The organism is Pseudomonas sp. HLG18 (genome assembly GCF_051903985.1).
Taxonomy (GTDB): domain Bacteria; phylum Pseudomonadota; class Gammaproteobacteria; order Pseudomonadales; family Pseudomonadaceae; genus Aquipseudomonas; species Aquipseudomonas fluorescens_BT.
The window spans coordinates 2,384,991-2,410,351 of sequence record NZ_CP195831.1 but is presented as its reverse complement, the minus strand read 5'-3'; the positions used below and the strand labels follow the sequence as shown (position 1 = coordinate 2,410,351).

The following is a 25,361-nucleotide window of genomic DNA, read 5'->3' as shown; positions in this document are numbered from 1 at the left end:
GGTCATGAACTACCAATCGAACCAGCAGGGGATGGCGATCATCAGTGCGCTGCTGATCGCGGCGGTGGTCGCGGTGATCGCCGCCGGGATGCTGACGCGTCAGAGCGTTTCGACCCGGGCGCTGGAAGCCGAACAATTGCGCGTGCAGGGCCATTGGGTGCTGCACGGCGGGTTGGAGATCAGCCGGCAATTGTTGTGGGATGCGCGGCAACGCGATCCGCTGACCCGACTCGATCAACCCTGGGCGCAGCAGTTGAACACTCAAGGTTTCGAAGGGCGGCTGGAGGATGAGCAGGGCAAGTTCAACCTGCGCAATCTGGTGGCCAACGAACGGATCGACGACGCCCAGGTTCAGGCCTTTGAGCGCCTGTGTGGGTTGATCGGTATCAGCGACGCGTTGAGTCGTCGCATCAGTCAGCGGGTGATCGGCTCGTATCCGCATCTGCTCAATGCACAACTGACGGATAAACCTGTGACGAAAAACACCTTCGACAGCGGCCGCAGCACGTCGCCGTCTGCCTCGCGCAAACCGCAATCGCCAACCTTGCCGATGCTGCGCAATCTTGAAGACCTGCGCAGTGTCGACGGGGTCAACGATGCGGTGCTGATGAAACTGGCGCCGTACCTGACGGTGATTCCGGCGACCACCTGGCTCAACGGCAACACCGCCACGGCACCGGTGCTGGCGGCCTATGTACCGGGGCTGTCGCTGGAGCGGGCGCAGGCGTTGATCAATGAACGCGACGCCGGGCGCTGGTTCATCAATCGCGGGGATTTCGTCAATCGCCTGCGCTTGCCGCAACTGGAGATCACCAGCGTCAAGGTCGGGATCACCAGCGACTGGTTCCGTTTGCGTGGGCAGGCGCGACGCGATCAGCGGCGGGTCAGCCTCGATGCGTTGCTGCATCGCAGCGAGGATCGTTTGCCCCAGGTGATCTGGTCGCGGGTGGGCGTATGAACCACTTGCGCGTAAGTTTGCCGCCACTGGCGGAACTCAATCTCGACAGTGAGCTGGACTGCGCGTGGCTGGACCGCCACGGCAAGGTCACTCGCCAGGATCGTCAACGGCTGCGCAAACTGCCGAAGCTGCCGCTGGTGTGTTTCCTGCACCCGACCGACAGCCTGCTGGCGAGCATCAACCTGCCGCCGTTGACCACCGGCAAAACCGCCGCCGCCGTGCAGTGCGCCGCGCAGGCGCTGATGCTCAGCGACATCACCACGATGCACGTCGCCCATGGCCCGCGCGACGCTTCGGGGCAGGTGCAGATTGCCTGGTTGCCGCGCCGGGACTTGCAATACTTCGGGCAGTTGCTGCACGAGATCGGGTTGAACCTGAAAGGCCTGTACCCGGCGGCCTACAGCTTGCCGGTGATGGCCGGCGGCGTCGGGCAACTGCTCGGCGATCATTTGTTGTTGCGTCAGGGGCCGGACTCGGCGCAGGTGCAACCGTTGATCGATGAAGCGTGGCTGATGGAAATCGCCCTGCCTGCGCACTGGATCGGTGAGGGCGCGCCGCAGGCGGTGCAGTCGACATTGGCCGACGCACAACGCTGGTCCGGGCCATTACCGAGTTGGGGCCTGCACGGCGGCATTCAGCAACCCGGTGCCGAAGGTCGGGGCTGGGGACGGGCGGTGGGTTTGTCTGCGCTGGCGCTGGTGGTCTGGGTGATCGGTTTGAACCTGTACGCCGCCCGAGAGGCCGGGGCAGGGCAACTGATCAAGGCGCAGATGGCGCAGAGGGTGAAGCAGGCGTTCCCCGAGTTGCCGGTGATCCTCAATCCGCTGCAACAGGCCCGTCAGCAAATCGCAGCGCGCCAGCAAGGCGCGCAGGACGCGCCGGGTCAGGATTTCAGTCGGCTGGTGTTGCAGGCGGGCAGCGGCATGCCGTTCATGGCGGGCACGGTGCAGCGTCTGGCGTTCGTCGACGGTGTGCTGCAACTGCGTCTGCTGCCTGAGGCCCGGCGCTCGGGTAACGACAAGGACTGGCAGGCGGCGCTGGCCCAGGCAGGAATCAGTGTCAGCGCCGATGAGGACGGTTGGGTCTTGCGCCCGGCCGGCGAGGTGGCCGCTGTCGCTGACAACGACGACAGCAGCGGAGCCGAAGATGAATAGCCCAGCGCTGGCGAAATACCGCGCCGGTTGGCAGCGCTTGAATGCTCAGTTGCAGGCCCGTTGGCAGCCGTTGGCCGTGCGGGAAAAACGCATGGTCGGCGGCATGGCGGCGCTGTTGCTGGGGCTGTTTGTGTGGGTGACGCTGATTCAGCCGCCGCTGAAGAAGATCGCCGCCTCGCAGGTAGAAACCCCGAAGCTGCGCGCCCAGGCCGAAGCGCTGGAAGTGCTGTTGCGCGACGTCAGCGTGCGCCCGGACGGTCAGAACCTGGAGCAGTCGCTGCAACAGACCTTGCAGGCTGGCGGACTGGGCGGCCATTACCAACTGGCGGCCGCGTCCGCAGGGTGGCAGTTGACCTTCGACGCAGCACCCGCCGACGCCGTCCTCGACTGGTTGTTGATCCAGCCCCGCCGTTTTTCACTGCAAGTGGTCGAGGCGCGCCTGCAACGCACAGACGACACCGCAACCGATGACACCGCCGGCACTCTGTCGGGCACCGTACGCATGGATCAGGCGCTGGGCGCTAAGGAAGCTTCATGAAGGGGTCAGGATCCAAACGCATGGCGTTGCCGATGCTGTTGATGGCATTGAGCGCGTGCAGCAACACCACGCCTCCGAATCAACCGCCGCTGCTGGTGGACAGCGAACTCGGCCGGCCGCTGGCCAACACCCAGCGCAGCGGCGACGCGGTGCTCGACCGCGAGCGGGCGCAGGCTCAGGTCAGACCGGCGCCCAAGCCATTGCACAACATCACCGAGCGCGCCCGCAGCGGCGGTTCGGCGCGGGGCACGACGTTGCCGGCCAATCCGTTGGGCGATCAACCGGTGACGCTGAATTTTGTCGATGCCGATATTCAAGCGGTTGTGCGGGCGTTGTCGCGCTCCACCGGTCAGCAGTTTCTGGTCGATCCTCGGGTCAAGGGCAATCTGACGCTGGTCTCCGAAGGCCAGGTGCCGGCGCATCAGGCTTACGACATGCTGCTGGCGGCGCTGCGCATGCAGGGTTTCAGCGTGGTCGATGTCGGCGGTGTGGCGCAGGTGGTGCCGGAGGCCGACGCCAAGTTGCTCGGCGGGCCGATCTACAGCGCCGACAAACCGGCCGGCAACGGCATGCTCACCCGCACGTTCCGCCTGCAATACGAGAACGCGGTGAACCTGATCCCGGTGCTGCGCCCGATCGTGTCGCCGAACAATCCGATCAATGCCTATCCGGGCAACAACACCATTGTCGTCACCGATTACGCCGAGAACCTCACGCGGGTCGCGCAACTGATTCAAGGCATCGATACGCCGAGCGCCATCGACACCGACGTGGTGCAGATCCAGAACGGCATCGCCGCCGACATCGCGCCGATGGTGGCCGACCTGCTCGACGCGCCGGGCAACGATCCAACGCAGAAAATCGCAGTGATCGGCGACCCGCGCTCCAACACCATCATCATCCGCGCCGGCAGCCCCGAGCGCACCGAGTTGGCGCGCAATCTGATCTACAAACTCGACAACGCCCAGAGCAACCCGAGCAACCTGCACGTGGTGTATCTGCGCAACGCCCAGGCCGGCAAACTGGCCCAGACCTTGCGCGGTTTGTTGACCGGCGAGAGCGACAGCGGCACCAGCGACAGTGCACGCTCAGTACTCAGTGCGATGGGCGGCTCCACCAACTCGGGCGGTGGGCAGAACGGTCAGAGCGGCACGCAAACCAACGGCAGCACTTCGACCACCAACAACGGCAGCACCGGCGGCAGCTATGCCCAGGGCAGCAGCGCCACCAGTGGCAGCGGCAATGCGCAGAGCAGCGAACAGAACGTTGCCTTCAGCGCCGGCGGCGTGACCATTCAGGCTGACGCAACCACCAACACCTTGCTGATTTCCGCGCCGGAGCCGCTGTACCGCAACCTGCGCGAAGTCATCGATCTGCTCGACCAGCGCCGTGCGCAAGTGGTGATCGAAAGCCTGATCGTCGAAGTCGGCGAGGACGATGCCAGCGAATTCGGCGTGCAATGGCAGACCGGCAATCTGGCCGGCAACGGCGTGATCGGTGGGGCCAATCTTGGTGGCTCGGGGATCAACGTCAACGGCAAGACCAGTGTCGACGTGTTGCCCAAAGGTTTGAACCTTGGCTACGTCAACGGCACCGTCGACATCCCCGGGATCGGTAAGATCCTCGACCTGAAAGTGCTGGCCCGGGCGCTGAAGAGCAAGGGCGGCACCAACGTGCTGTCGACACCGAACCTGCTGACCCTGGACAACGAAGCGGCGAGCATTTTCGTCGGCCAGACCATCCCCTTTGTCAGCGGCAGCTACGTCACCGGTGGCGGGGGCAACAGCAACAACCCGTTTCAGACCGTGACCCGGGAAGAAGTCGGCTTGAAGCTCAACGTGCGGCCGCAGATTTCCGAGGGCGGCACGGTGAAGCTCGATATCTATCAGGAAGTCAGCAGCATCGACGAACGCGCCTCGGCGGCGGCCAACTCCGCGGGGATCGTCACCAGCAAACGCGCACTCGACACCAGCATTCTGTTGGATGACGGGCAGATCATGGTACTCGGCGGCCTGCTGCAGGACGGCTACAGCCAGAGCAATGACGCGGTGCCGTGGCTGTCGAGCATCCCGGGGATCGGCGCGCTGTTTCGCAACGAGCGCCGTTCGATCACCAAGACCAACCTGATGGTGTTCCTGCGCCCGTACATCATCCGCGACAGCGCGGCGGGGCGCAGCATCACGCTTAACCGCTACGACTTCATGCGCCGCGCCCAGGGCGGTCTGCAACCGGAGCGCAGCTGGGCGATGCCGGACATGCAGGCGCCGCAATTGCCCGCCACCGCCCAAGGCGTGCCGGCACCGGTGTCCGGCCCGCGCGCGACGATCAAAGCGGTGCCGTTGCAATGAGCGCATTGCCTTATGCCTGGGCCAAGGCGCAGCGGATTCTGCTGCGCGACGGCGTGCTGACGGTGTGCCCGTCGACGCCGGGCTGGTCGATCAGCGAGGTGCGCCGGCAGTTCGGCGCGGCCAGGCTTGAGCGGGTGCGCGATGACGAACTCGACGGCCTGCTGGCCACTGCCTACGCCGACACCGGCAGTGCGGCGGCGGTGGTCGGTGCGGCGGAAAACGAAGTCGACCTCGACCGCCTGATGCAGGACATGCCGGAAATCACTGACCTGCTCGACACCCAGGACGGCGCGCCGGTGATCCGCATGATCAATGCCTTGCTCACCCAGGCAGCGCGGGACGAGGCCAGCGACATTCATATCGAACCGTTCGAAACCCATTCGGTGGTGCGCTACCGGGTCGACGGCACCCTGCGCGACGTGGTCTCGCCGCGCAAGGCCTTGCACGGTGCGCTGGTGTCGCGGATCAAGATCATGGCCCAGCTCGACATCGCCGAAAAACGCCTGCCGCAGGACGGGCGCATTGCGCTGCGCGTAGCGGGGCGACCGATCGACATTCGTGTTTCCACCGTGCCCACCGGCCATGGCGAGCGGGTGGTGATGCGTTTGCTCGACAAGCAGGCCGGGCGCCTGCATCTGGAGACCCTTGGCATGGACGCGCAGGTGCTGGCCAAACTCGATCACCTGATCCGCCAGCCCCACGGCATCGTGCTGGTCACCGGCCCGACCGGCAGCGGCAAGACCACCAGTCTCTACGCGGCGCTGGCGCGGCTGGATGCGAGCACCAGCAACATCCTCACCGTGGAGGACCCGGTGGAATACGACCTGCCGGGCATCAGCCAGATTCAGGTCAACGCCAAGATCGACATGACCTTCGCCCTCGCGTTGCGCGCCATTCTGCGTCAGGACCCGGACATCATCATGATCGGCGAGATCCGCGATTTGGAAACCGCGCAGATCGCGGTGCAGGCTTCGCTGACCGGTCACCTTGTACTCGCAACGTTGCACACCAACGATGCGGTGTCGGCGGTCAACCGCTTGGTCGACATGGGCGTCGAGCCGTTTCTGCTGGCTTCGTCGATGCTCGGTGTGTTGGCCCAGCGCTTGGTACGACGGTTGTGCAATCAGTGCAAACAAGAAGACCCGGCGACGCCCGGCACCTGGCGCCCGGTCGGTTGCGCGGCGTGCAATCACACCGGTTACAGCGGCCGGACCGGCATTCATGAATTGTTCTGCATCGATGACGACATCCGCACGCTGATCCACCAAGGGGCAGGGGAACAGGCGTTGCGTGCGGCGGCGAGCAAGGCCGGGATGTTCAGCCTGCGCGAGGACGGCGAACGCTGGATTCGCAGCGGTACCACGGCGCCGGAAGAAATCCTTCGTGTGACACGGGACGCCTGATGAATCGCTATCGTTTTGAAGCCGCCGATGCCAGCGGCAAGATCGAATCCGGGCATCTGGAGGCGGACAGTCAGGGCGCCGCGTTTGGCGTGCTGCGCAGTCGTGGCCTGACGGCGTTGTCGGTGGAGAGGGAAAGCAACGTCTCCCAACATGGCGGCGGGGGATTGTTCAGCGCCAAGCTGTCGGATAACGATCTGGCATGGGCCACCCGGCAACTGTCGAGCCTGCTGGGTGCCAGTCTGCCGCTGGAAGCGGCGCTGAGCGCCACGGTCGAACAGGCCGAGAAAAAGCACATCGCTCACACCCTCAGCGCCGTACGCGCCGATGTGCGCAGCGGCATGCGCCTGGCCGAAGCGCTGGCGGCGCGGCCTCGGGATTTTCCGGAGATTTACCGGGCGTTGATTGCGGCGGGCGAGGAGTCGGGGGATCTGGCTCAGGTGATGGAACGGCTGGCGGATTACATCGAGGAACGTAACAACCTGCGCGGCAAGATTCTCACCGCGTTCATCTATCCGGGTGTGGTCGGGCTGGTGTCGATTGGTATCGTGATTTTCCTGCTCAGTTATGTGGTGCCGCAGGTGGTCAGCGCGTTTTCCCAGGCCCGGCAGGATCTGCCGGGCCTGACGCTGGCGATGCTCAATGCCAGTGATTTCATCCGCGCCTGGGGCTGGTTGTGCGCAGGTGTCATGGCCGCTGCGTTCTGGAGTTGGCGCTTGTATCTGCGTAACCCGGCGGCGCGTTTGAGCTGGCATCATCGGGTGTTGAAGCTGCCGCTGATCGGGCGGTTTGTGCTGGGGTTGAACACCGCACGGTTCGCCTCGACGCTGGCGATTCTCGGTGGCGCCGGCGTGCCGTTGTTGCGGGCGCTGGAAGCGGCGCGGCAGACCTTGTCGAATGATCGTCTGAGCCTGAGCGTCAATGAGGCCACCGCCAAGGTGCGAGAGGGCGTCAACCTGGCGGCAGCGCTGAAAGTGGAGAACGTGTTCCCGCCGGTGCTGATTCACCTGATCGCCAGCGGTGAGAAAACCGGCGCGCTGCCACCGATGCTCGAGCGTGCAGCGCAAACACTGTCGCGGGATATCGAGCGCCGGGCGATGGGTATGACCGCGTTGCTTGAGCCGCTGATGATCGTGGTGATGGGCGGGGTGGTGCTGGTGATCGTGATGGCGGTGCTGTTGCCGATCATCGAGATCAACCAGTTGGTGCAGTAGGGGTGTGTCTGTTGGTTTGATGTTGTCTGCTTCGGCCCCTTCGCTGGCAAGTCGAATCGTCGCACCGCAGCTCCCACAGGTTTTTGTGTTGGGAAGAAAATTGCATTAACAACACCGAACACTGTGGGAGCTGGCTTGCCAGCGATAGGGCCAGTCAGAGCGATAAATAATTCAGCATTTTTGCAAAGGATTCTCCATCACCCGAGCCTCGATCCAGCCATCCTCGGGTTCTCCTTTCTGTCATCTGCAACGGCCCTTCAAGGGCTGTGGCCGATCCCCCCGAAAAGCTTGCCGCAGACACTCCGCACAACGGCGCAAACACCCGAGAAAATCCCTCGAAAATCAGCCTGCACCTCCCGAGGTTTTTTCCTTTATCTGTCACCGGAAACTGCGAATTTCTCAGTGCGACTTAACCACGGACCCCGCTTGCGAAGGTCGGCGGTGAGTCTTCCCAGTGTCATGCAAGTCCCCTGAAAACCTGTGTTCACAACCAACGTTGAAAAGGAGATTCTTCATGTTCAAGCGCACTCTGATCGCAGCTTCCCTGACCGTCGCTGCCCTGGCTTCCGCCCAGGCCATGGCCGCCAACGTAACCGGTGGTGGCGCGACTCTGCCTGCCGCTCTGTACAAAGGCTCTAGCAACAGCATCCTGCCAGCCAACTTCAGCTACGTCGGTACCGGTAGCGGCACTGGCAAGACCGCTTTCCTGACCAACAACTCGGCGCTGTTCAGCACCACTGGTTCGGTGCACTTCGCCGGTAGCGACTCGATCCTCAGCGCTTCGGAAATCAGCACCTACAACACTAACTTCGGTGCTTCGTACGGCCCGCTGATCCAGCTGCCGTCGGTCGCCACTTCGGTTGCCATCCCTTACAAAAAAGCCGGCCAGACGGCTCTGAACCTGACCAGCGCCCAGCTCTGCAATGTGTTCTCCGGTACTGCGACCACTTGGGGCCAATTGCTGGGCAACTCTGATGCCACGCCGATCCGCGTTGTGTATCGCAGCACTGCCAGCGGCACTTCGGAAATCCTCACCCGTCACCTGAACAACGTTTGCCCGGGCAAGTTCTCGGTCAACACCACGTTCGCCAACTCGTTGCTGCCAGCCGGTACTGCGCTGCCATCGACTTTCGTCGGTGTGGCCAACACCGCTGACGTCGCTGTTGCCGTGAACGCCGTTGACGGCTCCATCGGTTATGTTGGCCCGGACGGCGTGAACGCCAGCAGCAACGCCGTGGTTTCTCGCGTCAACGGCGTACAGCCGACGCCGGCCAACGTCACGACCGCGCTGTCTTCGGTCGCACTGCCAACCGCACCAGCCAACCCGGCGCAATGGGCTCCAGTGGTTGCCAACCCAACCAGCGGTTACCCGATCGCTGCCTACACCAACTTCATCTTCGGCCAGTGCTACAAGGACGCCTCCGTGGCGGCTGACGTCAAAGCCTTCCTGACCACTCACTACAGCGTGCCGGGCAATGCCGCTGCAACCATCGCTCACGGCTTCAGCGTGGTTCCGACCAACTGGAAAAACGCTGTGACCGCCAACTTCATCACCAACTCCACCGGCAACAACCTGAACATCAACAACGCCAGCGTTTGCAACGGCATCGGCCGTCCTCTGTAAGGTTTCATCCGCAGTCCGCCGTTCGAATGGCAGCCCCTTCCGGGGCTGCCATTTTTTTTGCCTGCGGGCGCCGTTACTCGCAAAACATGAAGTTTGTGTGACATCCGTTCGGTCGCGGCACCCGCCAACCGCCTATGTCGTAACAGCAGGTTGTTGCCGACCTGTGGCCATCAAAAGGATCTCGTAGTGATGCTTGCTCGCCCATCCCGCCGCCTTACCGACGTTCAATCTTCCCGACGTGATGCCGTGGACCCGGCGCTGTGGTTGCTCAAGCCTCTGGCGCAGGCCGTGGCGTTGTGCCTGGTGGCGGGCAGCGCGCACGCGCAGACAGCGTTCAGCTCGGGCTGGTTTGCCGCCAAGGGCGCCGCACAGCAATCCGCCGCACGTCCGGCTTCCGGCGCGGCTGGTCTGCCGGGAATGACGCCGCCTCTGGCGCAGCAACAGAAGGCCAGCCAGCAATTGCAGCGTTCGTTGCAGACACTCAATAACACCGTGGCGGCGATTGCTGCGCAGCAGGCCGCTCAGGCTGCCGGACGCGCCGTGGCATCCGGTTCCGTCCAATGGGTGCCGGACGGTCTGGGCGAAGGGGGCTTGAAGGTCGACAACAGCCTCACCCAGGGTTGGCAGAACGCCAAGGGGCCGCAGCAGACCCAGGTCGATGGCAAGACCCATGTGCGGATCGAGCAGACCGCTGACAAGGCGATCCTCAACTGGGAAACCTTCAACGTCGGACGCAACACCACGGTCGAGTTCGCCCAGCAGTCGAACTGGGCGGTGCTCAATCGGGTCAACGACCCCAACGCGCGGGCAAGCCAGATCCAGGGCCAGATCAAGGGTGACGGCACGGTGATGCTGATCAACCGCAACGGCATCGTGTTCAGTGGCACCAGCCAGGTCAATGTGCGCAACCTGGTGGCGGCGGCAGCCAATATCACCGATATCCAGTTCCGGGATCGCGGTCTGTACTTCGACAGCAGCGGCAGTCAGCCGACCTTCACTGAAGCCGCCGGCAAGGTCCTGGTGGAGCGCGGTGCATCGATTCAGACGCATGCTCCCGCCACATCCACCGATGCCGGCGGCTATGCGTTGCTGCTGGGCAGCGAGGTGCAGAACGACGGCCACATCGGTACCGCCAAGGGGCAGACCGTCCTCGGCGCTGGCGATCGTTTCTATATCCGCAAAGGCTCGGGTACCGAGGGCAATGGTTTTTCCACCACCTTCGGCAACGAAGTCGTCCCGGGCTTCAAGGCCGACAGCAGCGCCGGCAAGGTCAGCAACAACGGTTTGATCCAGGCGGCCACCGGTGACATCACCCTGACCGGCCACGATGTACAGCAGAACGGTGTGCTGCTGGCCAGCACCTCCGTGTCGACCCGCGGCACCCTTCACTTGCTCAATCCGGCCACTGATACCGGCGGCCGCGTGACGCTGGGGCAGGGCAGTGCCACGGCGATCCTGCTCGACAGCAGCGACCTGACGGCGCTGGACAGCCAGCACAAAGCCGCGCTGACCGGTGTCAACGCCAACAACAGGGTGCGTGGCGACCAGTCGCGCATCGATATCCAGAGTGGCGGCAGTGTCGAGTTCCAGAGCGGTTCGATCACTCTGGCCACCGGCGGGCAGGTCGCTGTCACGGCGGGGCTTCGCAGCCTGGTACGCAACGGTGCGCTGATCGATGTGTCGGGGGCCATTGGCGTGAAGGTCGCCATGGAATCCAACAACATCAAGATCAACGTGCAGGGCAACGAGCAGCGCGATTCGTCGGTCAACCGCGAGAAGGGCGCGCTCAACAGCAATGATGTGTGGGTCGATGTGCGCGAACTGGTGTACGTGCCGGCCGGCACCAACGGCTATGCAACCGACCGCTGGTACACCGCCGGCGGACTGCTGGAAGTCGGCGGCTATCTGGGCACCCAGGGCCACGGTATTGGTGAGTGGATGGCGCAGGGGGGCATGGTCAGTTTTGCCGGCAACGATGTGGTGACCGAAAAAGGCTCGTTGATCAACCTGTCCGGCGGCACCCTGGATGTGCAAAGCGGAGATATCCGCCAGAGCTGGCTGCGCGGTGCCGATGGGCGTCTGTACGAAGTCTCGCGGGCACCGGGGGATATTCTCTACACCGGGTTGTACAAGGGTTACGAAGACAGCAGCGAGCGCTGGGGGCAGACCGATTATTACTTCAACCCGCTGATTGCCCCGCCCCGTCGCCAGGAATCGGGTTACACCGTGGGCCGCGATGCCGGACAACTGGTGATCGCGACCCGCAATGCGCTGCTCGACGGGCAGATGCTCGGGGAGGTCTATCAGGGCGAACGCCAGACCCGGACGCCGCGTGCGGTACTCGACGGTTATGAGCAGAGCCAGACCGCACTGGCGCGGCGCGGACAACTGATCGTCGGCAGTTACGACCCGGCCTATGTCGCGTCGGCCGGAGGCTTGTTGTACGGTCTCAATCCATTGCTCGATCAAGTGCAGATCGGTGCTGACAAACCCATCGATGACGGTGTTCCGGATGTGCTCTCGGCGGTGTCCGAGAGCCGCGAGGGCAAGCTGTTCCTCGATGCCGATCAGCTCAATGGATGGCACCTGGGTGCATTGAAGGTTGCGGCCCGGGACCGTATCGACGTCAATCAGGCGCTGACGGTCGACACCGGAGGCGACATCACCCTGTATGGCCCGGATGTGCAGGTCAGTGCCGATCTGATCGCCCGGGGCGGCAGCCTGCACTTGGGCAACGTGCTCAATCAGTTGCAGACCAACTCCACGACCGATACCCGGATCACCGCGCCTGCGGGCCATCCGACCCGGGTGGCCGTGGCCAAGGGCGTGCAACTCGATACCCGTGGCGTGTGGAGCAACCTGTCCACCAACCCGGATGACGCTGCGGGCCTGGCCTACTTGAACGGTGGTCTGATTTCGATCCGCAGCAGCGGCGATATCGATGTCCAGGCCGGCAGTCTGCTGGACGTTTCGTCCGGCGGCGCGGTGCTGGCCAACGGCAAGACCCGGGACGGCAAGGGTGGCAGCCTGACGCTGGAGTCCAGCGCCAACACTGTTGCGGACGCGGCGACACTGCGTCTTGACGGCGACATGCGCGGCTACGGTGTGAGCGGTGGCGGCACGCTGCTGGTGCAAGCCGGCAAGGTGCTGATCGGCAAGACGGACGAAAAACTCGCCGATTCGACCCTGCAGTTGTCACCGAGCCTGTTCGAGAAAGGGTTTTCGGCTTACAACATCATCGGTCTGAACGGGCTGAGCGTGGTCGATGACACACGGATCGACGTCACGATGCCGGTCTATCGTTTCGGTGCTCAGGCGTCGGACCGGGTCAGCGGCGTCGATCCAGGCACGGCGCTGGAGTTGTGGACGCCGACGCTGTTCCAGGAGAACCCGACCAAGGCTGTGTTGACTCAGCGCGGCGGCGCCAGCCTGTCGTTGCAGGCCGGATCGAGCAATCCCAATCTGCTCGATCCGGTCAAGTCCACGCTGGTTGTCGGCACCGGCTCACGGATCAGCGTCGATCCTGGCCAACGAATCGGCTTGCGCGGGCCCGGACAGATCACCGTTGACGGTGAGCTGAATGCCTGGGGCGGTACGATCGATATTCGCCAGCAGCAGTTCGGTTCGGTGGACCCTGCCGACAGCCAGCAAGAAGCTGCGCGACAGGCGCATAACCGTTCTATCTGGATCGGCGAGCACGCCGTACTGGACGTGGCCGCGCGTGCCGCTACGGCGGTGGATGCATTGGGGCGCGTCTACGGTCTGGTCGGCAAGGGTGGCAGCATCGTCATCGGCGGTGAGCTCGATGCGAAGAAAGCCACTGCCACCTCTGCCGATGCTTACGTCATCGTGCGCAATGGCGCCCGCCTGGACGCCTCCGGTGCCGCGGCGGTGCTGGATATCGCCGGGCAGGGGCCGACGGCGGTCGCCACCGATGGCGGAAGGATTTCCCTGAGTTCCTACAACGGCCTGTTCATCGACGGCCGGTTGCGGGCCGCTGCCGGTGGTGCCGGCGCCGCCGGCGGTCGACTGGACATTGCCCTGGAAACCCCGTTGTACCGCATCGGTGAAGCCACTGACGAAGTGCGTCTGCCCCGGGAAATCGTGATCGGCCAGGGGGCGGTCGAATCGCCGTTGGCGGCCGGCCTGAAACCGGGAGACGCCGCACCGGGCCTGGTCTACGGACGCACACGATTGAGTGCCGACACCTTGATGAGCGGCGGTTTCGATAATCTCGGGCTGCTGAGCAACGGACTGATTTCATTCGACGGCGATGTCGACCTGCATTTCAACCAGAGCCTGAGCCTGTATGCCGGTGCCTTGTCTCTGGCCGAACACGCGAAAGACAATGCCCGGATCAACCTTTTCGCACCTTCTCTGCGCCTGTTGGGGCCCGGGGTCTATTACGGCTCCAACGCGTTCATTCGTCCAAGGGTCATGAACGCACCGACCCCGAATCTGTCGGCAGCGCAGTTCAGTGCGTCGGCCAACCTGCTGGATATCGGCAACAGCCTTTCGTTTGGCACTCTGGGTTCGATCGTGCAACTCAATGCGCCGGCGGTGCAGGTCGGTCGCCGAGGTTTTGCGCAGGTGTCGCTTGCCAGCCAGGGCGACATGCGTTTTCTGGCCTCGGCCACACAACCGCTGACCGAGCTGTGGGCGGCGGGCGACCTGAATTTGAGCGCGGCACAGATCTATCCGGTGTCCGGTGCCAGGGCCCGGGTCAGGGCCGGTTTCCAGCAGGAAACGGCGCCTTCCGACGGCACGTTGCGGATCCTCGCGCAGGGCGCGGCGCCCAGCGCATTGCCGTATTCGGTGTTCGGCGAACTGACGCTGGCCGCCAGCCGTATCGAGCAGGGCGGAGTGCTGCGCGCGCCGCTGGGCCTGATCACGCTGGGCGAGAGCACCAGGTCGGTGCTGACCCGCGAAATCCATCTGCTGCCCGGCAGCCTTACGTCCGTCAGCGGCGCCGGGCTGGTCATGCCTTACGGTGGCACCACTGACGGCATCGACTACCGCTACAACGGCAGCTCCGTGCTGTTGAAAGGCATCGCCGGCCTCTCGGCCGGGGTGACCCTGCAGTCGCAATACGTGGATGTGGCACAAGGTGCAGTGATCGATCTTTCCGGCGGTGGTGATTTGCGCGGTGCCGGGTTCATTTCGGGTCGCGGCGGCTCCACCGATGCGCGCTATAACCCGCTGGTGCGTAACGCCAGCGACGGCACTTTCAGCCTGCCGGGGCTGGCGAGCAACCCGGTCTACGCGATTGTGCCGGGCGATCATAGCCTTTATGCACCAGTGCTCGCGGAGGCGGGGGCGGTCGATCCCCGTGTCGGCCAACGCATCACCCTCGGCGTCGGCGTGCCGGGCCTGGCGGCCGGAACCTATACCTTGCTGCCATCGACGTTCGCGCTGTTGCCCGGTGCGTTCCGGGTCGAGGTCAATGGTCAGGTCGTGGCGGCGCCGGGAAGCGGCACATTGCCGATGCGCAACGGCTCATGGGCTGCCAGCGGCCGGATGTCGATTGCCAATACCGGACTGCGCGACAGCGTTGACAGTGCGATCATCCTGACGTCGGCCGATGTCTTGCGCCGTTATTCGCAATACAACGAAACCGGCTTTACCGCGTTCATCAAGAGCGATGCCGCACGTCGGGGGGTACCACGGGCATTGGCGCCGATGGATGGAAAAACCCTCGATCTGCGCTTTGAAAACGGTGCAGATCGAGAGGTGGCGCTGGACTTCAACGGCCAGGTGCTGTTCAAGCCTGCGGAGGGCGGCGTGACGGGAACCGCTGTCATTCGCGCCTCGGGCGGTGCCCTCGAAGTGCTGGGAGCGGGCCGGCCACGCACGAAGGATTTCAGCGGCGTTTCGCTGTATGCCGACAGTCTCAATAACCTGGAGGCTGGACGCCTGGCCATCGGTGCCGTGCCGACAGTGGATTATGGCTCTGGCGGCAATATCGTTTCTTTCGGCAGCAGCAATTCCAACCACATCGTCCTGCGTGAAGGCGCGGTGCTGTCCGCACCGGAGGTACTGCTGCGAACCCAGAAGACTGACGCAGGCATCACCCTGGAGGCGGGGGCAGGCATCATCACACTGGATCGCGGTGACGTGCCTTACGACGCCACCGCCGGATTTGTCTATCAACCCGGGGCTGGCAGCGTGTTGCTGGTGTCCAACGGCCGGACCACGATGCTGGCGCCGGCGAAGGCGGTCGGAACCGATGGCGCGGGCAGCATCCGCATCGGCACCTGTGCGGTCGAGCCGTGCACGGCGGCGACGTCGCTGTATTCCCGAGGCAGCATCACCGCGGCCACCGACAATCGCTTCGAACTGGCGGATTCAGTGGGTTTCGGCACCCGACACCTGAGCCTGGCGGTCGGCGCGGTCAACGTCGGGAACGCTCAGGCACTGTCCGACAGTGCGGGACGTGTACCGGTCGGCCTGACACTCAGCCAGCGTGTGCTCGACCGTCTGCTTCAAGGCGATACCCGGTTGGGTGCGCCGGCACTGGAATCCCTCGGCCTGACGGCTCGGGACTCGTTCAATTTCTTTGGCAGCGTGACGCTCGATACGCTCGACCCACAGACGGGCAGCAGCAAGCTACAGAACCTGGTGCTGACGACGCCGGCGATCTACGGTCTGGGAGAGGCTGCGGATGTGGCAACTCTGCGCACTGCCAGTCTGATCTGGAACGGTGCGCCCCAGGCGCCGGGTGCGGTGGTCAGCGGCGGCGCCGGGACCGGTCGCGGCACGCTGGATATCCAGGCACAACGTATCGAATTCGGCTACGGCCCGAACCCGCAACCGAGCGGGCTGGACCAGAACAATCGTTTGGCACTGGGCTTCGCCAACGTGAATCTGACGGCCAGCGAACGCATTACCGCCAACCACAAAGGCAGCCTCGCGGTGTACCAGGAGCAGGGCGCCTACGATCCACTGAAGGGATACGCTTACACCGGCGGCAACCTCAATCTGCGCACACCGCTGTTGACCGGTGAAGCGGCTTCGGTCAACTCGCTCAAGGCCGGCGACAGCCTGACCCTGAAGGGCGCCGGTGCTAGCGCAGTGGCCAATGCATTGGGCGCGCAACTGACACTCGATGCCCATGACGTGGTGCTCGAGAGCCGTATCGCGCTGGCCAGCGGCAAGCTGGTAGTCAAGGCGGAAAATGACCTGACGCTGACCGCCGACGCACAACTGGATCTGGCCGGACGTACCTTGCCGTTCAACGATGTGAAGAAATACAGCTGGGGCGGCGACGTGTCGCTCTTCAGCCACAGCGGCAATATTCGCCAGGCGGCTGGCTCGCGGATCGATCTGTCGGCGCAGAACAATCAGGCCGGCCATCTCAGTGCGGTCGCCTTGGCCGAGAATGCGGGCGTGGTTGATCTGCAGGGAGAGATCCTCGGCGCCAGCAGCGGTTATTACGATGCTGGCGGCACGCTGGTGCCGTACAAGGCCGCCGGTGTGGATCTGCGCGCTCGCCATCTGGGAGGTGATCTGAACGGGCAATTCGCGGCGCTCAACCAGCGTCTGAACGCCGGGCACGTGTTCGGCAGCCGCAGTTTCCAGTTCAAAGAGGGCAGCCTGCTGATCGGCGACGGCCTCAAGGCCGGTGAAATCAATGTCTCGGTGGACAATGGCAGCCTTTCGGTTGCCGGTCTGATCGATGCCAGTGGCGAGCGGGTTGGCAGCATCCGGCTGTCCGGCAAGAACGGTCTGACACTCGCCGGCAATGCCGTGCTGGACGCCCATGGCCGGATTCTGCGGGTCGACAGCTACGGCAAGATCATCGACGCACCGAATCGCGCCGTGGTCGAGCTCAATTCCGGCGAAGGATTGCTGACATTGGCCTCTGGCACCCGGTTCGACTTGCGTCACGGCACCGACGCGACCGTTGGCAAACTGCCGGGGCAGAACGACGGGGTGGCGCGCGGCACGCTGGAACTCAATGCGCCGCGCCTGGGCGTTGGCGACATTGCCATCGATGCCAGCGGAGCGCTGAGCATTCAGGGGGCACGCTCCATCGGCCTCAACGGCATGCGTCGTTATACCGATGCCCGTGACGGCGCCGATCCGGCGGCCAGCGGCCGCCCTTATCAAGTGATCGATCAAGCGCTGTTCGATCGCATCGATGGCGACAGCAGCACATTCATCAGTGCCGCGCTGAGCAACAGCGACTTGCTGCAACGCAAACTGGCGGGGCTGAACAACGCGACCTATGCCGACGTGTTCCATTTGCGTCCCGGGGTCGAGATTGCCAGCCAAACCGCCGATGGCGATCTGGTGGTGGAAGGCGATATCGACCTGTCGCGCTACCGATATGCCAGCCTCAATCGGCACACACAGAAAACCTCGGTCTATGGTTCCGGCGAGTCCGGCAGCCTGGTGATGCGTGCCGGTGGCAATCTCGATATCTACGGCAGCCTCAACGATGGCTTCGCACCACCGCCGGAAACGGTCGACGATGCCGGTTGGAAGCTGTTACCGGGCGTGCAGCCGTTCGGCGGTGACCTGATCGTGCCGGGCACCGGCGTAACGCTGGCCGAGGGCACGCGGTTCCCGGCGGGCACCACGCTCAATTACGACTTGCCGATACAAGCCGTGACCCTGGTCAGCGGCACGTTGCTGCCGACGCAGGCGACGCTGGCTGGCCCCTATTCGCTCAATGCCGGCACGGTGTTGTCCGGCGCGGTGCATGACGCATCGGGCAATCTGCTGTACGCCGCCGGTACGCTGCTCAGCGACAGCGTGATCCTGCCTGCCGGCAGTCGTCTGGGGGCCGGTACCCGATTGAACGGTGCGGTTGCGTTGCAGGCCATGCTCTGGCCCAAGGGTGTGCCGTTGCCGGGTACGGTCGGTGCGGACAATCAGACGGCGGGTGTGACATTGAGCGGTGCACTGGCGCTGCAGCGCGGTTCGCTGATTCCGTCCATGACCGATGTCGTACTGGCCACCGGCACCGCATTCATCGAGCTGCGCGGCTATTCCGGCACCACGCAGCAAGGCAGCAACTGGGCCGTGGCGAGCATGCTGCCATCGGGCAGTACGTCCTGGTCGATGCGGGTGGTGGCCGGGTCTGACCTGGAGGCCGCCGACAGCCGTGCAGTGAAGCCGTTGACCCGTGAAGGCAACCTGCGCCTGGCCGATACCCATTACGGTTTGACAGTGGTGGAGAAAAAGCTCGACACCACTTGGGCCGAGGGCAACCCGATGGGGTATCCGGCCGGGGAGGTCGTGAGCGATGACGAACTGTACCTGTGTGACATCCTGCCGGGTGCCTGCATCGCGCCCGCCAGGTTCCTGTGGGCGGTGGACAACATCGCCGGCATGCCGCCGGGAACACCGGTCACGGATGACGAGCTGTTCTGGTGCGATGCCGACCCCAACTCCTGCACACCGAACAAGGGCGGTATCACCGTTTCACCGCACACCCAGATGTTCAGCGTGTTGCGCACCGGCACCGGCGATCTGGACCTGATGGCCGCCGGTGACCTGAGCATGGATTCGCCCTTTGGCGTCTACACCGCGGGCACTCAGTCCCGGGATATCGATCCACGCTTCAATCAGCGCCGGGGTGCCCTCACGGATAACGGTTCAGTGCTCGGCAGCAAAGGCGCCGATTATGAGAAGTGGGTCAATGGCGGCAGCGACAGTCTTTATCAGGCCTGGTACCCGGAGCTGGGCGGTAACCTGACGATCAGTGCGGGTGGCTCGGTCTCGGGGGATACCCTGGGGCGTCGCGGATTCATTCGGGATGCGAACCTGCGCGAACAGGTTTCCAGTGTCTCCGTGGGTAACTGGTTGTGGCGGCAGGGGACGGGCAACAACGACGTGCCGACTGCCTGGTGGATCAACTTCGGCAGCTATGCCACGCAGCCGCTGCCCGACCCGGACTTTGACACCGGCCCCTATCTGGTGGGGTTCACCGGATTCGGCGCACTGGGCGGCGGCAACGTCAGCCTGCGCGCCGGAGGCGATGGCGGCATGCTCAAGCCATTGGGTGACAGCAGCCTGAATCCACGCAGCCAAGGGCTGATCGTGGCGGTGGGCAGCACCGGCAGGGTGGGCAGCGACGGCAGCCTGCAACTGACCGGTGGCGGCGACATGGACATTCGGATCGGCGGCACGTTGAACCCGTCATTACAGGCACGGGCAGGGGAAAGCGGTACGGGAGCACCGAATCATGATCTGCAGGGGGCATTGATCAACCTGCGCGGTGCGGCGCAACTGTCGGGCGGTGCGCTGGGCGGTATCAATCTGCAATACGGTGCCTACACTTCCCTCCAGGACCCTCGTGAAACCCGGGCCTTCGATCCGTTCACCTCGACCCTTGGCAGCGCGTCCGGTGGCCTGGTGCTGATCCCGGGCGACTCCGGCATGCGCCTGACTACCCGTGGCGATCTGGTGCTGGGCGGTGCGGTCGACCCGGCAAGGGTGCGCCTGCAGAACTCCACACCGTTCACCGATACCAGTGGCGTCGCCCATGACGGTGGCGGATTGGCCGGTTTCTCGTTGTGGACCGATCACACGGCCATCGATCTGTTCTCGGCGGGGGGCAACCTGACACCTGGCACACAGCTGGGTGAAACCGACACCCAGGGCCCATTGGCCAGCCGCAACACCTCGCCCACTGACGGACGTTTCGTGTACCCCTCGATCCTGCGCGCGGTAGCGGGGCAGGGCTCCATCTATGCCGGCCCTTCGGCCACTTACCGGGCAAGCGGGTTTTCCGCCGCGACGGCTTACTCGCTCGTGCTGGCCCCTTCCCGCGCCGGGCAACTGGAGTTGCTGGCCGCAAACTCGATCTACGCCGGCGGCTACGCGATCAACCAGTCTGGCGCCAGTCTGTCCGCCATCGCCACGCCGTTCGCGCCGGCGTTTACCGGTTATGCGCAATACGGTTCCAGCAGGCCGGTCACAAGCAACTACAACAGCGACGGCATTGCCCCGAGCCTGAACGTGCGTTATCCGTTGTTTGCATTCGGTGCCGACAGTTACTCGGGAACCAGCGGCGTTCAGGCACCCGCCCGCTTCTACGCCCTGACAGGCGATCTGGTGGGCATTCGCAGCGGCGAAACCTTGCGTTTCGGCACCTCGCTGCGCACCTGGTACGAAAGCGCTGCACCTGTCTGGATGCTGGCCGGGCGCGATATCGTGGCGTCCGGCACCCACCTGGGCCAACCGGCAACGGCACCGTCGGAAATCGGCTGGAACAACGAAACCATTTCATCGTCAGGCAACCTGCTGATTCACACCAACCTGCATGATATTTCGCGGATCTCCGCCGGTCGCGACATCCTGTACAGCAGCTTCGATATCGCGGGGCCGGGTCTTCTGGATATCAACGCCGGGCGCAATATCCTGATGGAGGATCGCGCCGGCATCACCAGCATCGGACCGGTAGCCGCAGGCGATCATCGTTCGGGTGCAAGCATTGTGATGCAGACCGGCGCCGGCGCTCAGGGGCCGGATTATTCACGGTTCATCGCCCGTTATCTGAGCCCGCAGAACCTCGCCGACCCGAACGCACCGCTCAACGGCCAACCGGGCAAAGTGGTCAAGACCTATCTCGAGGAGTTGCAGAGCTGGCTGACCCTCGGCTACGGCTTCAGCGGCAACGCAGAGCAGGCGCAGTCCTTCTTCGCTGCACTGCCAGGTACCGAGCAGGCGATCTTCGCCCGTCAGGTGTACTTCGCCGAACTGCGTGCCGCAGGCCTGGAATACAACGACGCCGATGGTCCACGCAAAGGCAGTTACCTGCGCGGTCGCAACGCAATCGCTGCGTTGTTCCCGACTGCCGATGTGGCCGGTAACGCGATCCGTTATGACGGCGATATCACGCTCTACGGTGGCGCCGGGGTCAAGACGCTGTTCGGTGGTGATATCCAGATGCTCACGCCGGGCGGTGGTCAGGTGTTCGGCATCGAGGGCGCGGCGCCGCCATCGACGGCGGGGATCATCACTCAGGGTTCGGGCAACATTCAGCTCTATTCACAGGGCAGCATTCTGCTCGGACAGAGCCGAATCATGACCACGTTTGGCGGCTCGATCCTTGGCTGGTCCGCCGAAGGCGACATCAACGCCGGTCGCGGTTCGAAAACCATGGTGGTCTACACCCCGCCAAAGCGTGTTTACGACACCTGGGGCAACGTGACCCTGTCGCCATCGGTGCCGAGCACCGGCGCCGGTATCGCCACGCTCAACCCGATTGCCGAAGTGAAGCCGGGGGACATCGACCTGATCGCGCCGCTGGGCACCATCGATGCCGGCGAAGCGGGGATTCGCGTGTCGGGCAACGTCAACATCGCTGCGCTGACAGTGGTCAATGCCGCGAACATTTCGGTGCAGGGCAAGGCGACCGGCGTGCCGGTTGTGGCGGCGGTCAACACCGGGGCGATCACCTCGGCCAGCTCCGCCGCGTCATCCGCGACCCAGGCAGCGGAAGATGTCGCTCGTCAGCAACAAGCTGCGTCACGCCAGAATCAGGCTTCGGTGTTCACCGTACAGGTGCTCAGCTTCGGCAACGAACAACTGGCCCCGACCCGCGACGGCGCCAGCCGCGCACCAACACCGGGCTACAACCCCGACAGCCCGGTGCAGGTGCTGGGCGCCGGGGTGCTGGACGAACAGGCGAAACAGCAGTTGACCGAGGAGGAGCGGGGACAGCTGACGTTGTAAAAGGACTCTCGTGCAGTACGCTTCGGGCGGCCGTTTGGCCGCCCTTTTTTTGCGGTTCTTTTACTTAAAATGCATACGGAATACTCACCTTCGCCCACAACATATCCCCCTCCGGCCGGTTCTCCACGTCGAACTCCCTGGCCCAGCGAATCTCCGCACTGGCGTACTTGAGAAAGGTGAAATGCAGCGCCGGGCCGATGGCGAACACCTTGCCGCGTACGCCGTCATCAACGTCCTGGCCGGCGAACTGTACGGTGTGGCCGAACTGTTTGTCGTCGGTGGTCTGCTTGAGGTAATAGCCGTTGAGGCCGAGCATCAGGTCGTCGGTGATCTTGTAACTGGCCGAGTAATCGAAGTGGAAGATTTGCCCGGACTTGTAGTCGGTGTCCTTGTTCTTCTCGTTGAAGCTGTAGGTGGTCTTCATCGAGATTTCGGTCTTGTCTGTCGGCAGCCAGGTGAAGGAAAACAGCGGTTTGTAGGTGTAGAAATTGTTGCTGGTGTTGGCCAGGCGATCGACGCTGTATTCACCGGTGGGCACGGTGATTTCCACGGCGGCGCCGAGGGTCAGGTTCTTGCCCATGTCCCACAGGATGATCGGAGCGATGGTGGTATCGCCCATGCCCTCGCGGGTGTCGCTCAGGCCGAACACCGAGACTTCCTGTTTGAGCCACGGCTGGGCGATGTAACCGGCCAGACGTCCGCCGAACACCCGCACCGGGCTCAGGTAGTCGATGCGCGGGATGACGGCGGTGGATTCGATCTCGACGTTCGGCACTTTGCCGCCGAGTGAGCTGATATTGAGCTTCGTCGACTTGTAGTGGTTGTAGTAGAGGTTGAAGGCGACCATGTTCTCCGGAAGGCTGTCGACTTCCAGCGGCAGCATGAAGAATCCGTCGGTGCCGGGGCCGATGTTGTCGACGCCGGCTTCGGTGGCCAGGGCCGGCAGGGCGGTGGCGCCGCCAAGCAGGCTCAGCGCCAGTCGCACAGGGAATGTCGCGCGGTTCGGGGTCATGTCCGTCCTCATTATTATTGTGTTTGGGCGCAACGCCGGCACGCAGGACGTCCGGCCACTATAGAAATAAGCCCTTGGCGCACGACGGGGCAGGGTATTGGCGGACACGGAAGGGGGCTTCTGCGGACAGTCCGCCAACCCTGTGCTAACTTCTTTCGACATAACCGGTTACAAAAATAACAATTCAGCGTGATCCGGAATGTCAGCCCCCATGAATGCAAAACTCCAAGACCCCACCTTCGATCTGGCGCTGGTGTCGCCATTTCTGCTGCAGACCCTGGCTGAAGTCGCCGCGAACAAGGGCATAGAGCCGCAAAGCCTGTGCCGTGGCCTGGGTTTTACTTTCGAGGATCTGCAGGACCCTTCGCAGCGCATTTCCTATCGCCAGGCCGTGGCCATGATCCAGCGTGCGCTGAAGGCCTTGCCCAATCAGGGATTGGGCCTGTGGGTCGGTGCGCAGAACGTGCTGGGCACACTCGGATTGCTCGGGCATGTGCTGTCGCTGTGCAAGAACCTGCGCGATGCGTTCGATCTGGGGATTCGTCATCAGCACACCTCCGGCGGGATCGTGGTGATCAGCGTGGATGTCATGGGTGAGCAGGTGCACGTCGACGTGGAATGCCGCTTGCCGTTCGCTGAGGTGCAGATATTTGCCGTCGAAGAGTTTTACGCCAGCCTGCTGGTTTACGGCCGGGCACTGGTGGGCGAGACGTTCCAACCGATTGCCGTGGAGTTCGTCCACGCGGCGCCGGATTACGTCGATGAATACCGGCGGCTGCTGGGGCCGGACGTGCGCTTCGGCTGCCTGCACAACCGCATGCTGATCGACGTGAAGTGGCTGGATGTGAATTTGCCCAATCATCATTCGCTGGCGCTGCGTCAGGCGGTCAAGTTGCTGGAGCTGGAGGCGGCGCAGGTTCATCAGAAACTTGATCTGATCCAGGCTGTGGAGCGGGCGATTGCCCGGGACTTGAGCCGGGGCAGCCACATCGAAAAGATTGCTGGTGACCTGAACATGAGCAGCCGCACCTTGCGCCGGCGCCTGACCGAGCACTCGCTGACTTTCGAAGCGTTGCTGGAGCAGGTGCGCCAGGCGCGCACGATGAGTCTGCTGGCCAATCCTGATATGCCGATTGAGCGGATTACCGAGGAAGTCGGCTATAGCGATGTGCGCAGTTTTCGTCGGGCGTTCAAGCGTTGGACGGGGAAGAGTCCGAGTGCGTGGCGCAGTGCTTCGATTTGATCGGAAATCGCTGGCCTCACCAAAACGCCGCCCTCACCCCAGCCCTCTCCCGGAGGGAGAGGGGGCCGACCGAGTTGTCTTGTGCGATACATCGACCTGAAAGTTCTGTGTCAATTATGGATTCCCAGGCGTTTTTTCAGGTCGCAATCCATCTTCAATATTCCCGGATCGGCTCCCTCTCCCTCCGGGAGAGGGCTGGGGTGAGGGGGCTTTTGAATCTATCCAACCCATTTCAATCCCACACAAACCCTCCGCCTACAGTTAAACTCCGCGCTCTTTCCAAGGAGTCGACATGAGTTACTACCAGCCGGGCATCCTCGCCACCCCTGTACCGCCGCAAGCACGTCACCTGTTCTTCGCCCTCGAGTCGGTTGAAGCGCTGCCGCAGGCGATCGACAACCTGCTGAATCTGGTGGACGGCAAGTCGGCGGTGGTCGGTTTCGGTGAATCCCTGGCCAAGGCCCTGAATGTGACCATCGATGGCCTGCGCAGCTTCCCGGCGCTGACCGGCGTTGGCGTGGAAAACCCGTCGACCCAGCACGCCCTGTGGGTGTGGCTGCACGGCGTCGACCGTGGCGATCTGCTCAACCGCAGCACTGCGCTTGAGGCCGCCCTGGCCCCGGCGTTGCGCCTGGTGCAGATGCAGGAAGCCTTCCGCCACAAGGACGGCCATGACCTCACCGGTTATGAAGACGGCACCGAAAACCCCCACGACGAAGCCGCCATCGCCACCGCACTGCAAAGTGAAGGCGCCGACGGTCTGGTCGGCGGCAGTTTTGCCGCGATCCAGCAGTGGCAGCACGACCTCAAGGGTTTCCATGCACTGTCCGCCGAGGACAAGGACAACATCATGGGCCGTCGTCTGAGCGACAACGAAGAGATCGACGATGCCCCGGTGTCCGCCCACGTCAAGCGCACCGCCCAGGAAAGCTTCGCCCCGGAAGCGTTCGTCGTGCGCCGTTCGATGCCGTGGATCGAAGGCGACCGCGCCGGCCTGATGTTCCTCGCGTTCGGTTTCTCCCTCGACGCCTTTGAAGCGCAACTGCGCCGCATGAGCGGTCTGGAAGACGGCATCACCGACGGTCTGTACCGCATCAGCCGGCCGATCACCGGCGGCTACTACTGGTGCCCGCCGCTGCAAAACGGCCACCTCGATCTGCGCGCACTGCGTATCGTCTAAGAC

At 63.7% G+C, this 25,361-nt stretch carries 11 protein-coding genes; 10 read left to right on the top strand and 1 reads right to left on the bottom strand.

The window, feature by feature from the left end; genetic code table 11:
• Nucleotides 1–4 precede the first annotated feature (4 nt).
• The 8 genes from gspK to ACSPX5_RS10890 all read left to right on the top strand — a co-directional run bounded on the left by gspK (nt 5) and on the right by ACSPX5_RS10890 (nt 21,923).
• Nucleotides 5–958 carry a type II secretion system minor pseudopilin GspK gene (gene gspK, locus ACSPX5_RS10925; RefSeq protein WP_439821681.1) on the top strand — a complete coding sequence of 318 codons (954 nt, stop codon included), beginning with the start codon at nt 5–7 and terminating at the stop codon, nt 956–958.
• Nucleotides 955–2,112, top strand: coding sequence for a type II secretion system protein GspL (gene gspL, locus ACSPX5_RS10920; RefSeq protein ID WP_439821680.1), 1,158 nt, complete (start codon nt 955–957; stop codon nt 2,110–2,112). Before gspK ends, gspL begins: the two co-directional genes overlap by 4 nt.
• A complete protein-coding gene (gene gspM / locus ACSPX5_RS10915) occupies nt 2,105–2,650 on the top strand; it encodes a type II secretion system protein GspM (RefSeq protein WP_439821679.1) in 546 nt (181 codons plus the stop codon). Before gspL ends, gspM begins: the two co-directional genes overlap by 8 nt.
• Nucleotides 2,647–4,998 carry a type II secretion system secretin GspD gene (gene gspD / locus ACSPX5_RS10910; protein WP_439821678.1) on the top strand — a complete coding sequence of 784 codons (2,352 nt, stop codon included), beginning with the start codon at nt 2,647–2,649 and terminating at the stop codon, nt 4,996–4,998. The genes gspM and gspD overlap by 4 nt, the downstream gene beginning before the upstream one ends.
• On the top strand, nt 4,995–6,401 hold the full coding sequence (gene gspE / locus ACSPX5_RS10905) for a type II secretion system ATPase GspE (protein WP_207865911.1): 1,407 nt from the start codon (nt 4,995–4,997) through the stop codon (nt 6,399–6,401). The genes gspD and gspE overlap by 4 nt, the downstream gene beginning before the upstream one ends.
• Nucleotides 6,401–7,612: a type II secretion system inner membrane protein GspF gene (gene gspF / locus ACSPX5_RS10900; protein ID WP_207865909.1), complete on the top strand. Its 1,212-nt coding sequence runs from the start codon at nt 6,401–6,403 to the stop codon at nt 7,610–7,612. Before gspE ends, gspF begins: the two co-directional genes overlap by 1 nt.
• 514 nt (nt 7,613–8,126) lie before the next feature.
• On the top strand, nt 8,127–9,236 hold the full coding sequence (locus ACSPX5_RS10895; protein ID WP_169430643.1) for a substrate-binding domain-containing protein: 1,110 nt from the start codon (nt 8,127–8,129) through the stop codon (nt 9,234–9,236).
• Between the two features lie 189 nt (nt 9,237–9,425).
• Nucleotides 9,426–21,923 carry a filamentous haemagglutinin family protein gene (locus ACSPX5_RS10890; RefSeq protein WP_439821677.1) on the top strand — a complete coding sequence of 4,166 codons (12,498 nt, stop codon included), beginning with the start codon at nt 9,426–9,428 and terminating at the stop codon, nt 21,921–21,923.
• 64 nt (nt 21,924–21,987) lie between these two features.
• On the opposite strand, the gene ACSPX5_RS10885 is transcribed toward ACSPX5_RS10890, so the two are convergent.
• Nucleotides 21,988–22,935 carry a SphA family protein gene (locus ACSPX5_RS10885; protein ID WP_207865905.1) on the bottom strand — a complete coding sequence of 316 codons (948 nt, stop codon included), beginning with the start codon at nt 22,933–22,935 and terminating at the stop codon, nt 21,988–21,990.
• Nucleotides 22,936–23,146: 211 nt separating this feature from the next.
• Between ACSPX5_RS10885 and ACSPX5_RS10880 the strand changes: the two genes are divergently transcribed.
• Both ACSPX5_RS10880 and ACSPX5_RS10875 read left to right on the top strand, forming a co-directional pair.
• Entirely contained in the window at nt 23,147–24,178 is a 1,032-nt protein-coding gene (locus tag ACSPX5_RS10880; protein ID WP_169430640.1) for an AraC family transcriptional regulator, read from the top strand.
• A 292-nt stretch (nt 24,179–24,470) separates the two neighbouring features.
• Nucleotides 24,471–25,358 (top strand): Dyp-type peroxidase, encoded by an 888-nt coding sequence (locus ACSPX5_RS10875; protein ID WP_439821676.1) that lies wholly within the window; start codon nt 24,471–24,473, stop codon nt 25,356–25,358.
• Nucleotides 25,359–25,361 lie beyond the last annotated feature (3 nt).